We start from the raw sequence: 14,465 nt of genomic DNA, 5'->3' as shown, positions 1-14,465 counted from the left end.
TTTTGATCTAAAGCTAATTCTGGATTATTAACAAGATCTTTTTTTAGGTATTCCCCTGATTTCCTATAATTTTTCTTCCATGTAGTAACAGTACCTCGCCGCTTTCACCTATTTGGTTATATTCACCCATCAGACCTAATATTTCACCCGCTTTAATCTCAATGGGTTTATCCAGCTTTACTTCAACATCAGCTTGTGTATCTATTTTATGCTTACATAGTTGCAAAAGTTTCTTGATTATTTGGCGTGCAGCTGTTAGTTTTTAAAAAATAAAAAATAACCGCACGTTACAAAGTGCGGTTAATAAATCATTTAATTTAAATCAACTGAATCAGCTTTAATCCACATGTTGATTTCTTTTTTTCCTTTGTAGTTAATAAAATACCATTTTTCTCCACGCTCATCTATTTTCTCATCTAAAATAGAAATCCGATCTCCCTTAATTAAGTACATACCGCTCTTAATACCAATAGATGAATATAGATAGGATTTATTTATAACAGTGCTTGTAGCACCTGTTTTTCTATTTATAACCTTTTCTAAATAATTCTTTTCATTTATCAACTTTAATTTAGACAGCTCGCTAAGGATAATGGAATATTCTTTTTCATTGCTATTTCCATAAGGAAAAATTGATAGTAACTTCCTATAACGGTCAACTCCATTAACAATATTTATATCCCCCTCATTAAATCTTTTTATAAAGTCATCTAGTGAATTCTCAAAAAAATAATCTAACTCACAATTACTTTTAATATATTCATCAGATAAGTCATAATTAGGTAGTTTATCTTTAAGATTAGGTATAGAAATATCTAAGTCAATATTATTAAATTTACATATGTACTTTTTAGAGTAATCATCCAAAAAACCACTCACTTCAGAATTAATATTTTTTAGAATCCACTTTTTATTATTATATGTAATGTAATAACTATTAATAATATTTAATTTATCTGTATTTGTTGTTATAAGAATTGTATATTCGTTACTCTTTGGTTTTTTTATATCATTAATTCTCTCGCCTCCATCCTCAGAAAAATTACTCCCTTTAAGGACGAGATGGTAATTATTATTATTTTTTTTAAAAAACAACAATTCATCTCCAAATCCATTTACATTACTAATAACCTTATCAGCAACTCCATCATTATCAATGTCAATATCTCTATTAAAGAATTCATTACTATTTAAGTAATATTTAATATCTACATCATCAGCACTTGCGAAACAAGCAAAGAGAAATATAGATAGTATTATTTTATTTTTTGAGGTGGTTATTTTCATAATTAAAAATTCTCTTTAATTCATTAACATAAGATATTCTTTCTTCAATAGCATACTGACCACCATTTACCAAAAATGTAACTTGACGGGTATTGTCATCATCAGCAACTAAATTTATATCAATTGTTGTATGAGTAGGTAATTTAGTTTTTGGGTATTTAACTTTCACACCACTTGGATTAGGGTATCTAGCACTTAATAAATCACCAGCATTTAATAATTTTCCTCTTTTCCAGAAATACCCGCTAGCATCAACTGCCAAATGAAGATTTTGATTTAAAAGAGCATAATTTTTCTTGTAATCATTGTTCATCTTTCTTATATCGGCCCGGATAGTCATATTTTTCATAAACTGTCGCTGAATTGACCGCACTTTTAGACGTATCACTATCAGTAATCCTGGATGCCTGTGAATGATGTTGATGTTCGAGGTTGTAATTCGGATTTAAAAGGTGTAGTCTTGCAAGGTTTGGCAAGTTGATGATTAATTTTTATTGGTAAGTTGATGATTAGTTTTTAAAAGAACAAAAAATAACCGCACGTTACAAAGTGCGGTTAACAAATTATTTAATTTAAATCAACTGAATCAGCTTTAATCCACATATTGATTTCTTTTTTTCCTTTGTAGTTGATTAAATACCATTCATCTTTATTATCAATATAATGATAAAATACTTTAACTTTATCACCTTTAATTAAGTATTTATTACTATTTTTATTCGGTTGATTATAAAGCAATGCCTTATCCTTCTTTATGGAAACTTCATCTGGCAAACTTAATGTATCCATTTTACAGAAACCATCATTAGAATTTTCTTTAGTCAAAACTTCACCTGTTGATAAATCTAATATTGAGCAGTAGTACTCTACATGTTTCTCAGGTTTTTCTTCTTGGTTATATACATAACCAATTAGATCATAATTTAAAACAAGAAAATCATTATTATAATTATTATCAAAAGATCTATCCCATGATATAAAATCAGGACTATTACATTTTAAACTTAAGTTAAAACCATAGTCTAGAAAACTTAACCTATCTAAAATAGGTATATTCTTATTATCTTTTTTATTAAACAAATTTAATTTACTACAATTACCACTAGAATCCAAAGATAATCTATAAATGTCATTTTCAAATAAAACATTATTCTTTTCAGATGAAATAACAGAAAATGAAAATAGCAATAAAAATAATATTATCAATTTTTTCATAATTTCTTTTTCAACTCCATATATCTTGTTGGCATATCAGTTCCATCTCTATTTACTCCATAGTAATCAATAATTTCTTTTTCATATTTATTATGCAACGCCCCCCAAGTATTAGGATTTTTGCTTACATTAGGGTTTTTGGAAAAGAAAGAATCCAATGCTATACCAAAATATTTTGAAACATTGTTAGGTCGATTAACATGATGATCTAATACTGTTGCTTTGCCTAAATTACTTTTTACATAACTTGCTATTTGATAGTTATAGCCTTTAGGAATTATATTTAAGGCTAAACGAAGCCTATCTATAAAATCTAGAACTTGAAGTTCTTTATATTCATCTGTATCTATAGCTTCAGCAAAAATAGCTACAGCCTTATTTGGTACAAACTTTCCATATGTATCCGCTGTATATCCATTCCTAATTATGTTTTTTAACTCAGCACCGGTAACATCATTATAATAAGCTACATACTCGCCCGATTTAAGACGAACATCCCATCCACAACACTTGAAGTACTTATCAAACAACTGAGGAAATTGCTCTTTAAACTTATTCATTTGAGTTGGTAATTCACCCGCACCTAGAGAATTTATTGTTTTTTGACTAGCACCTGCCGTTAATATCTCGCTGTCATACGATTGAACGGCATCTAAATTACCTTCATTTGCAGACATAGCAATAAGTATTCGTGATTCATCTTGAGAGACTTTACCCTCTGATATAAGTCTGTTCCAATGAGCATAACTACTTAAAGGCTGGTTACCTTTATAAACCGGACCATATTGTGTCCTTACTTTAGTTTTATACCTAGTACATTTAATCGCATTAATAAGTTTCTGTCCACATTGACAACCTGCAACAGCCAACCACCCAATCAACCCCAACGGATGCAGATAATACGCCTGCTTGTTCGAGTTAAATCCGTCCACCTCTAACTTTATCGATAAGTCAGCTATCCGTTTCTCTATTCTCTTAGCGGTATCTTCTTTTCCATTTGCACGGTAAACACCACAGGTTTGACTAAAATCTGCCGTCCTGGCCTTCTTCCATTCGCTGTCATGTTTGACAACAATTCCCGTTAATCTTCGTTGTTGTACTGGGGTTAATAATAAATCCTTGAGCTTTCCTGCCTCAAATACCACTGGCTTGTTTTTATCCTTATCTAAACTAAGTTCGTTCATAATGGACTTAAACACCGGGTCTAATTCATTTTTCTGCTCAGTCGTTAAATCACCTTTCGGGTCTATGTTTTGATGAAGAGGATGTTTGAATATACAAAGCCCATTTCCAGATTGATTAAAAATATTCACACCAGGGAACAATAAACCATGTGTTAAATGGCTACTATCCACATAAATCCCACCCTCTTTATTCTTTTGTGGCAAACTATAAAGATAAGGTTGTACATTGTAGTAATCTTTACCCACCTTATCCGTTTTCTTCTTCACGGTCTGCTTCGCTACATCCGCTAACGGCACCATGATTTCAACTTTGCTTTTCTCAAGCTCTATCACTTCACCATTCGTTATACTATAAAGCTGACTACCTCGTGCTACATACAGAAAGTTATCTTTTATCCCTTTCTTTTCTTTGTCCTTTAGATAAGCTGCCTTCGCTTTTGCTGTAAATTGGCTTATATCATCATAAGTAAACACTTCCAAATGTAGGAGTTTTTCACCACTTTCACCTATTTGGTTATATTCACCCATCAGACCTAATGCTTCACCCGCTTTAATCTCAATGGGTTTATCCAGCTTTACTTCAACATCAACTTGTGTATCAATCTTATGCTTGCTTAGCAGTGGAAGGCCTTTGATTTTCTCATTTTGCATCTCCTCATAAGACTGATTAAAAATGCGCCAATGCTCACCTGGTTTAGGTTTATGCTCAACCGTTTTATTGTCCTTGGTCTCTCTATACCAAAGTAATTCATCAAACTTATCTTGCGTCTGCGTGTGTCGTTTGACTCCAATCGTTACGCCATTCTTCAACTCCACTCGTGGATTAAGCGGATTATTTTGTGCATCTCGGATAACAATCTTATTATCTGCCGACTTGGTGATACCAACAAGCTCTTCTATTCCACTTTTGTAATCACTTAATTTCGCTGTATGACGATAAAGCGAATAAAACGTCAGCACATTGTCTTTCGGATAAGCTACTTCATGTTTCAGTAAAAAAAAGCCCGTAGAATACACCGCACTTGCTTTTGATGATTCAGATTTGGCATCGGTTTTATATTCACTATCCACTTTATAAGCTATCAATTTGCCATCGGCTATCGCACAAATCTTGTTATTCTCAAATTCACTACTCGGAAACTTTGAGGCTCTTAAATGAATCCCTTGATGCCAAAGACCACTATTATTAAATAAAAAGCGCGCACTTTCATCTCCTGCAAGATGATTAAAGTATTGTTGAGACAGATTCGTGGTATTGCTTCTCGGTTTCAGTGGGTAGGCAACATTAGGTATTTTCGGACTTTCGACTTTTGAGGTTTCTGGAGTCGCTTTCTTCTTTTGTTCTGGCATAATGAAAACTTCCTTTATTATTCTTATTGTAATGAATTATGAAATAATTAAATCTTGAATATCTACCGGTTGTGAGCCATTAGGTTGCGTTTCAAACGGACTCACCCCATCTGCCGCCCCCGCATCTTCCGTAAGTGGTCCCTCAACATACACATTCCCAATCAGCGTAATCCCTTCTTGGTTTAACACGATTTCACCGGCAGGGCCTTGAATATGAACTTCGTCATAACCTTCTAAATCAAACTGTTTACAAACTTGTTCAAAAAGCTCACCCGCAACCCAGCTGCCATTTTGAGCAATTTCAATATTTAAATCCTGTCCGACTTTGATGAGGCTATCAGCATGGACGTTAACTCGACGGTTATTATTCACATTCAGAATATCGTCTTTTTCTATTTTCGTGATTCGATTGCGTCCAATACTGCGTATTTGGTCTCGATTGATAGTCAGGTCTTCATCCTGTCCGACTGTTTCTGTACGGTCATTGCCTATATGGATTGTTTCATTGCGACCCACTTGCTCTGTGCGGTCATGCCCCACTTGGGTCGTTTCATCATGTTTCACAATATGATTAAGGTCTTTCTCTGCATGAATAAAGACTTCTTCACGACCCATTTCATCTTCAAAACGCAACTCATTAAAACCATTGCCCTTATGGGTTTTGGATTTAATCGTCATGCGGGTTTTGTGCTTTGGAAGCTCGTAAGGGGGCTCTGTGGTACTGTGATAAGTTCTCCCCACAACAATCGGTTGGTCCGGGTCACCATTTAGATATTTCACCAGCACTTCATGGCCAATGCGCGGAATCATCATATTACCGTATTGTGCGCCCGCCCAACCTTGCACCACTCGCACCCAACAAGAGCTGTGCTCATCAAAGTTGCCTAATCTATCCCAAGGGAATTGCAGTTTGACTCTTCCCCATTCATCACAGTAGATTTCTTCGCCTTCAGGGCCCGTAACATGGGCAACTTGTGTACCGCGAATAATTGGGCGAGGCTTTAATGGACTGCGCCAAGGCTTGTTGTGAGGAATCAGGAAAAGTGTGTTTTCATAACGGTTGCCTTCTTCTCCCGCTTCTTCATCTAAAGCGCCTGTTTGTTTACCCGAATGCTCTACTCGCACCACTAGCCAATCTTGATTAAACGCTGAATTAGCATGCCCTTCTAAGGTAAAACCATAACCCGGTACGACACGCATATCATCGCCCACAGCATTCGCCGTTTCAGAAAGGGCCAGTTCTGATTCTAAACGATAAAGACTAAACGGATTACCTTGTTCATCTTTCTTATATCGTCCCGGATAGTCATATTTTTCATAAACTGTCGCTGAATTGACCGCACTTTTAGACGTATCACTATCAGTGAGCGCGGATGCTTGTGAATGATGTTGATGTTCGAGGTTGTAATTCGGATTTAAAAAGGTGTAATCTCGTAAGGTTTGGCTTGTTGTCGTCACCTTACGGCAATAGTCAAATCGCCAAAGGCAAGCAAATGAACGGTCTCCTGCGGGCTTTGCATTATAGGTTAAGGTGCCAAGAATCGGAGAAGCGATACTTTGATGGCCAAAACGCAACTCATGGCTGTCTGCTCGATGGTCAAAGTAATAATACCAGCCTTCTTCCGCCGCCAAGCGTTCAATAAAGGCTAAATCGGTTTCGCGATATTGCACACAATATTCACGCTCCCAATCTGAAGGTAAAGGCTCAAAGGAAACCTTTTCTACGCGATTTTTTTGCAATAAAGTGCGGATGATTTTTTCGCTGTTTTGATGTTGGAAGATTCGGCTATCAGATTGAAATGCTGCTCGCGCTAAAGCCGGCTCCACCACCATTTGATAATGCGTGCGAACAAACCCTGTTTTCCCCAAACCGAAACTGGTCACAATTCCATTCAAATAGCGAACCGGTTGTTCACCTTGCCAAAAAGTGAAGGTCACGGATTGATCCATTAATGCTGAAAATGAAATATTCGGATCAAAACTTGATAACATAAGCTCTAACCGAAATGGTTCTGAAAGCCCTTCAGTCAGCTTAAAACTGATCACATCAAAAGTATGTTTTTCACCGGCATCAAGGGTGTAACGGTAGTCGGATTGAACAGCCATGATTATCCTTTATTTAACGCGTAAAATATCGTCTAGTATAATGTAATTTCATCTATTTCTAAATAGTAAAAATAGTTGTAGTAAATTTCTATATAAAAAAATAAAATACCCAAGTTTATTTATCTTTCAAATGCTTTATTAAACATAAGGATCTCAAATAATGATCAAAATTAACTTAGCCGCGACACTAGGTGCATTAAATGATGTTTCTAAATTAATGTTAGAAGAATCTGCCGCTTATGCAATTAGTTGTGGTGAATCGGAAGTGCTTCCAGCCCATTTATTACTTAAGTCATTGGAAAATCCATTCTCAGACGTTCGCTTTATTTTAAATAAACTTAACATTTCTCACGAAGAATTGACCGCACTTTTACTCAGCAAAACGCAAACATCTCACACTAATATTGACTCTGTACCAAGCTTCTCGCCATTATTGATTGAAATGTTGCAAGAAGCATGGTTACTCGGCTCACTTGAGTTTGAACAGACACAAATTCGCAGTGCAAGCATTTTCTTAGCATTGGTATTGAATGCCTCTCGCTATTTGCCAACCGCTGTTGCAAGCTATTTAAATCAAATTAACAAAGAAACATTACGCCAATCTTTACTTGTATTTGCTAAAGGCTCCGCAGAATCTCAAGCTACACAAGAAAATACCGCAGCACCTTCAGCTGTACATACAGATCAATCTGATTTAGCACGTTTTGCTGAAAATTTAACTGCTAGAGCCTCTGCGGGTAATATTGATCCTGTTCTTGCTCGCGACAAAGAAATTGATCTGATGATCGATATTCTTTCACGCAGAAGAAAAAACAACCCAATTGTCGTTGGTGATGCGGGTGTCGGTAAAAGTGCATTAATTGAAGGATTAGCATTACGCATCGTCAATAAACAAGTTCCACCACATTTACAAAATGTTGAACTATGGAGCCTAGATCTTGCTGCTTTACAATCTGGCGCATCAATCAAAGGGGAATTTGAAAAACGTTTAAAATCGGTGATTGACTTTGTAAAAAATAGTACAACACCAATTGTGCTTTTCATTGATGAAGCCCATACCCTTATTGGTGCGGGTGGTAGCGAAGGTGGCAACGATGCAGCCAACCTTTTAAAACCGGCTCTTGCTCGTGGTGAACTTCGCACAATTGCAGCAACGACTTGGTCTGAATATAAAAAATATGTAGAACGCGATCCTGCTTTATCCCGTCGTTTCCAGTTAGTGAAAGTAGATGAACCTTCTATTGAAGAAAGTATTGTCATTCTACGTGGTTTAAAACCTCTCTACGAAAAAGCGCATGGCGTTTATATCACGGGTGAAGCACTTGAAACAGTAACAAAATTATCTGCGCGTTATATTGCGGCGAAAAAACTTCCGGATAAAGCCATCGATATTTTAGACACGGCTTGCGCTCGTGTTTCTACGGCAAAGGACACACCACCAAAACGCTTAAGCTACTTAGATAATAAGATCCATGAAATCAATGTTGCCATTGCTGAATTTGAGCGTGATTATCAGCTAGGTGAAACGGTTGATAGTACAGTGAAAACCAAACTAGAAAACCAACTCACTGAATTAGCCGAAGAAAAAAATGTGCTTTCTTCTCGATTTGAATCTCAAAAAGCATTAGTGGAAGAAATTTTATCATTACGGAGCAAGCTCTCTGATTCTGAAACAGAATATACTGAAGAAGAACGTCAAGAATTGATCGCTCAATTACAAGCGAAAAAAGCGGAATATGAAGCAATCAAACCTGAAGAATGCTTAATTCATGCAGAAGTGGGCAGCAAACAAATTACTGCGGTGATTGCTGATTTAACTGGTATTCCGGTGAATAGCATGACAGGTGATGAACTCACTAAACTCACTGAGCTTCCTAATATTCTTAACGATAATATTAAAGGGCAATCTCAAGCCATTGAGCAAATTCACAAAAACTTGCTTACTGCTATGGCGGATTTACGCCGTGCCGGCACACCTTTGGGGGCATTATTGCTGGTTGGACCGAGTGGTGTGGGTAAAACTGAAACCGCAATTCAAATTGCAGAACATATCTTTGGGGGCAAACAATTCCTGACCACGATTAATATGTCTGAATACCAAGAAAAACATACTGTTTCACGTTTAATTGGTTCGCCTCCGGGTTATGTGGGCTATGGTGAAGGTGGCTTACTAACTGAAGCTATTCGCCAAAAACCATACTCTATTGTATTATTAGACGAAGTGGAAAAAGCCCATCCAGATGTGCTTAACTTATTCTATCAAGCCTTTGATAAAGGTGAACTCGCAGATGGTGAAGGTCGTTTAATTGACTGTAAAAATATTCTCTTTATGCTCACCTCAAACTGTGGTTTCGATGCTGCAAATGATCAGTTTGCCGTGAAAAGTGATGAAGAATTACGTCGTTCGCTTCTCACATTCTTCAAACCGGCATTGCTTGCCCGTATGCAAATTGTGCAATATCACTATTTAACGACAGATGTAATGCAACGCATTGTAAAAGCAAAATTAGCGAAATTAGAGAAATTAATCGCTGAGCGTTATAAAGCGACTGTTACTATCGCAGAAAATATTCTTAAACATATTGAGCAACAATGTGAAGCCGATACAAATGGTGCCCGTTTGGTTGATGCAATTCTTGAAGGACAACTTTTACCACCACTTTCCTTGGCATTGCTTCAACGCATCGCGAGTGGTGAGAAAATGTCAAATATCACGATCAATTTTGAGAATGGTGAATACCTCGTTGAGATTGCGTAATTTATGATACAAAACGTCTAAAAATTTGACCGCACTTTGGCTTTCATTCATAAAGTGCGGTCATCTTTTAAGTTATTTTCTTGAGGTTTATATTTCAATCTTTAGATTTGAACTGCACAGCAGTTATTGCTATGATTTCAGAAGGCATTTTGCCTCTTCAATCATTTTAAAAGGAACATTATGTCTATATCCCTTTGGATTTCCACTGCATACTTACAAGAATCTCCAAGTACGGATAAATTTGTCGCATTATTGGCTTTTGCCGATAGCCGAGAAACATTTGAGCAGCTTGTAAAAACCACCTTTAACTCAGAACAAACGCATTATCAATATCAATTAGCCCCTCTGAAAGCTGAAATCTTTTTTCAACGACATGGGCAAATGTGGCTTGCGTATCAAGCTAATGGATTAAAAGAAGGTGAAGTACGGGTAGTAGAATTAGTTGGGGATAAACCAAAAGAAAACTTTGCTAGCGAGACTAATTACTTACTTTGTCATCAAATCAACAATGTGGAATTGCTAGATAGACAGTTTGAGCGCCACCCGAAAATCTTTGCACCTGATGAGATTTTTAAGCTGCTCTTCCCTAACACACCGATTCCGCCCAATATGACTCAACTGGGTTGGTCTGAAAATCACCAGGAACCAGTTTTCCCCTTGCCCGTTTGGGATGAAAACACACTAAAAAAAGATATCGCACTGTTTGGTGAACCATTACCGGAATTAAAATGTTATTTCATCTTAGACGCGAATAAGCATAAATTTTTAAAACCTGAAAGCTTTCACTGTAGAATTGAAAACCTATTCCAAGGCGAGTTTGCGGAAATCACCAAAGAAATAGGCCCTTATTTAGTCGAAGTTATCCCTTACCCAGACTATAAAGCTGAGAGCGAATTAATGGGCTTGTTTAGTGATGAAGGTGCAATGACAAGATTCAATTGGCATGAAGAGTTAGGCATTTTTATCCACTCCCGTTATGATTTTGATACCGTATTACACCATCTTCGCCACTTTCCAGTAATGAAAGACGAAAATGGAAAGTGGTTTTTCTTCCGTTTTTATGACCCAAAAGTATTACGTAATTATCTAGATGTTATCGCCACCAGCCCCGAAAAACTTAATAAGTTTTTTGGTTATGAAAAGCGCATTATTCATGCTTTTGGCTCTGGCATTGGAGACAGTTTTTATTATTATCAAATTAAAGCATTACCAGAAGACACTAGAAACATTCCCATTATCCTAACTGATTTTGAAATAAAAGGATTTAAAGATAAAAAGTGGCTGGAAACGAGAGAAAAAATGGTTGGATATATTTTAAAAACTTATCCTCATGTTTATTCCCCTCTGGAGCAAGAACAATTAATTAAAAATTTAGATGAAGGAAGGAACAAAAACTATATTTACGAAACAGCAATCGTGCAATATGCTGTTGCCAAACAAAGTGCGGTGAAAAACGGACGAGATTTTGCAACACTTGAAAAACAATTAGAACAAGAGTTCCCGACACCCTTAGCCCGTGCAATACAATTATTTAATCTCTTAAATTTGGAATAAGAAAATGGCAAATAAAGAACAAGATTATAAACCACAAGCAAAACCTGCCGATGAAGCAACCAAACCATGCCAAGAATTTATTCGGCTTTATCCCACAAGATGGGCATTAACAGACGGTGCATTTGAAAAAATTAAAAACACCGGCACAATACCTACTCCTCCAAAAGGAATAGCTGAAATGAACAGTGATTATGATCTCCGCCGTTTGCGTGATGGTTATATCTATATTTTGGCGACTAAAGCTGAATGTCAAAAGTTTAAAATAACTACTGAAGCATCTAATGGTGAAGCTTGGTATATTTATGACTGCAATAGTGATGGTGATAAACAAACATTTCATAAATGGTCTAAGAATTTTTTTGAGCAATGGGTTAAAGAACAATCTGAAAAGGATACATCTGAAAAGGATATATCTCAAAACGATACATCAAATGAGGTAAACGAAGATAATTCTCAACAACTTGAACAAAACAACAATGTAGATCTCGCTACTAGGGAAGCTCCTCAACTAGCAGAAATAGAACAAGTTAATGTAGCCGGAAAGCGATATACTGCATTTATAGAATTAAATCGGGCAATTGAAACCGCATATATTATGTACTCAGAATTTAAGTTGCCATACGAACTATTGCAGGCAATAGAAAGAGATCCTTTAGTTAAGATGTTCTGGATGAAAAAAATTCCGACTAATGCGCCTTCCAGCCTCACATTAGATATAAAAACGACAGAGAATATAGTTAATGATTTTGCTAGCAAAACAAAGTATGTACGAGACTATACCAGTAACTTATATCGTAATCATCCCATAGGAAAGCTTAGATCCTGGAAAGAACAACTACAGAAAATAACCCATTCAGAAGGGGTTGTTGTTGCATTAGATGATCCTATTGGTATTGCAAGAGACTTAGATTATTACGTTTATTATTTAGATGATAAACGTCAAGAGGTCTTAGCCAAATATGAATATGCATTTATTACTGCACAGATAATTGATGCACATGTCACACAATTACAGAAAGCGGAAAATAGTAAAAGACGTCGTTCTGTCTCTCCATATGTGCCGTATGATGCAAAAATGGACATGACAATAGAGAAAGTATATGCCCAATTAAATATTCAGGACTCTCACCTCAACAATAGTGAAGACTCAATCGTTGAAATACTTAAGAAGGAATTAGGCATAACTCAAACCATTCATGGTGTTAATACGATTAATAAAATTGCAAAAATACCAAACTTATTTAATACACATATAGATAATGTGGTACATAGCATTTGTGATCATATAGCTAAAAACACTCAACAAATAAAAAATTTATTTGAGTTATATGAGAAAAACAAAAGTGAGCCTATGGCTAGTTTATGCTGTCAGTATTTTGAGGGGCTTATTGGGCATTTAAGTTATACATCCCTAGGGCAGCAAGCTTTAATTACTGCATTCAACTTTAATAATGATGTAGTGACAAAAACGCAAAAACAAGTTGTAGCAAAAATAGCAGAATCATTAAAAAATTTATTAGATTCTTTTAAGAATTTTCTAAGCTCTCTTGCCAACATGGGGAATTTTTATCGTTTTAATCTCTATTCCTTTGATCGAATTGTTCAAGTTATCAGTAATGAAGTAGTACTAGCAGGTAGTTATAGAGAAAATGGCAAGCGGTACTATAAACGAACTGAAATCATGCGGAATATGGAAGAAGTTTATCGAAAAACCGGTGTATTTGGGCAAGAGGAATTCTTATCCGAAAAAAAAATTTTTAGTCATTCGAATAAATTAAAAGCATCACGAAAAAAACTCACTACAGAAGAGCTCATTCCTATAAGAACAGAACTTCCTAAAGGCTTAAAAGTAGATGATTTAGACTTTAAACGGGTAACTGAGCTCTCATCCAAACTTGATGGTGCAGCAAAACTGTTTGCTTTTTCAGCTATATTAGGCTTTTTTACTGAAGATTCCAGTTATACCAAAGAAGGGCAATGGGCAAATAATGCCACATTTGCTACTTTATTAGCCTTGACAGAAAAAGTTGCACCAAACAGCAATTTAGGATTTGAGTTTAAGCAGGTTGCTGGTCAACGCATGTCTTTAACAGCAATTAATAATGCAACAGGAGCAACATTCTCAAGCAGCTGGCAAGCTGCAAGGGCGGGGTTGTTTAATTTCGGCACAGCGCTGGCAGGTATTGGCGTATTAGTTGAAGTGGCAAATGCCCATGAAGCTAAATATAAAGGCGATGAAATAGACTATTGGGGGGCGGTATCTAGAGGTACTGGTTCTGCCTTAATAGCATTATCTCCCGCAACGTTAGGCACCGCGTTAACCATGATGGCATCCACATCAGCGAACGTGGCATTTGCCGGTGCTGCATTGCGTATAGCCGCAATGGCATTACCTTATGTGGGCGCAATATTGCTATTAATCGGTGTTGGTTTAGCATTGTTTAAGAAAAGCGACATGGAGCTTTGGATTAAACATAGCTTTTGGGGAGATAGTGATAATTATTGGGGAGAAGCTGTTGGGGCTTATGGTTGGAGTGAACCTAGGGATCAACACTTCAAAGAAAATATTTTTGACCATAGCATTTTTTATAATAAAGAAGCCCCAGAGTTTAATTACTATAAATTAGAAATTCAAAGGCTATTTGCTATAACAGAAAAAATTAAATTTGAAGTAATAGATAAGCATCATATTTTAGTGATGCATCCTAATATAAATACATCAGATACAGCACAAAAACTAAAAATTACTCACAAATCTATTACCATAAGACGTTCACCTTTCTTGGAAGTGTATTCTGAACCTCAAATTATTTTTGATGAAAATAGGTCGGGGCAGGCAATATTATATTTTAAAGATTGGTCTATTAGAGATTCTCTGAGTGGAAATCCTTTATTAGTTAATGCCGATGAAATGGAACGCCTCAAGTTACAAGTTTCCATTCCTCGTTATAATCAAGCGACTGAAGACATAACATCAGATACAACAATATTGGATATAAAAGGTAAGTAAT

Annotated in this window: 8 protein-coding genes; 3 read left to right on the top strand and 5 right to left on the bottom strand. The window is 36.1% G+C overall.

Features of this window, described 5'->3' with window-relative positions; all coding sequences use genetic code 11:
• Positions 1-312: 312 nt before the first annotated feature.
• From DPV85_RS01790 to DPV85_RS01760, 5 genes are all read right to left on the bottom strand, one after another.
• On the bottom strand, positions 313-1,287 hold the full coding sequence (locus DPV85_RS01790) for a hypothetical protein (protein ID WP_111326683.1): 975 nt from the start codon (positions 1,285-1,287) through the stop codon (positions 313-315).
• Complete coding sequence (locus DPV85_RS01785; protein WP_243584635.1) at positions 1,262-1,636, bottom strand: glycoside hydrolase family 19; 375 nt, start codon at positions 1,634-1,636, stop codon at positions 1,262-1,264. Before DPV85_RS01785 ends, DPV85_RS01790 begins: the two co-directional genes overlap by 26 nt.
• A gap of 218 nt (positions 1,637-1,854) precedes the next feature.
• Complete coding sequence (locus DPV85_RS01775; protein WP_111326681.1) at positions 1,855-2,502, bottom strand: hypothetical protein; 648 nt, start codon at positions 2,500-2,502, stop codon at positions 1,855-1,857.
• Positions 2,499-5,036: a hypothetical protein gene (locus tag DPV85_RS01765; protein ID WP_243584633.1), complete on the bottom strand. Its 2,538-nt coding sequence runs from the start codon at positions 5,034-5,036 to the stop codon at positions 2,499-2,501. The genes DPV85_RS01775 and DPV85_RS01765 overlap by 4 nt, the downstream gene beginning before the upstream one ends.
• Before the next feature lie 36 nt (positions 5,037-5,072).
• Positions 5,073-7,142 (bottom strand): type VI secretion system Vgr family protein, encoded by a 2,070-nt coding sequence (locus DPV85_RS01760; protein WP_111326679.1) that lies wholly within the window; start codon positions 7,140-7,142, stop codon positions 5,073-5,075.
• A gap of 160 nt (positions 7,143-7,302) precedes the next feature.
• On the opposite strand from DPV85_RS01760, the gene tssH reads away from it, so the two are divergent.
• From tssH to DPV85_RS01745, 3 genes are all read left to right on the top strand, one after another.
• Positions 7,303-9,900: a type VI secretion system ATPase TssH gene (tssH, locus tag DPV85_RS01755; RefSeq protein ID WP_111326677.1), complete on the top strand. Its 2,598-nt coding sequence runs from the start codon at positions 7,303-7,305 to the stop codon at positions 9,898-9,900.
• A 180-nt stretch (positions 9,901-10,080) separates the two neighbouring features.
• The gene (locus tag DPV85_RS01750) at positions 10,081-11,454 is read left to right on the top strand and encodes a DUF4123 domain-containing protein (protein WP_111326675.1); all 1,374 of its coding nucleotides are present in this window, start codon (positions 10,081-10,083) and stop codon (positions 11,452-11,454) included.
• A 4-nt stretch (positions 11,455-11,458) separates the two neighbouring features.
• Positions 11,459-14,464, top strand: a complete 3,006-nt coding sequence (locus DPV85_RS01745) for a toxin VasX (protein ID WP_111326673.1) — start codon at positions 11,459-11,461, stop codon at positions 14,462-14,464.
• Position 14,465 lies beyond the last annotated feature (1 nt).

Origin of the sequence: Haemophilus parainfluenzae (genome assembly GCF_003252725.1) — a bacterium.
GTDB classification, from domain to species: Bacteria; Pseudomonadota; Gammaproteobacteria; order Enterobacterales; family Pasteurellaceae; genus Haemophilus_D; species Haemophilus_D parainfluenzae_L.
Note: the sequence above shows the minus strand (reverse complement) of the source record. Positions and strands in the feature narration are given on the sequence as shown.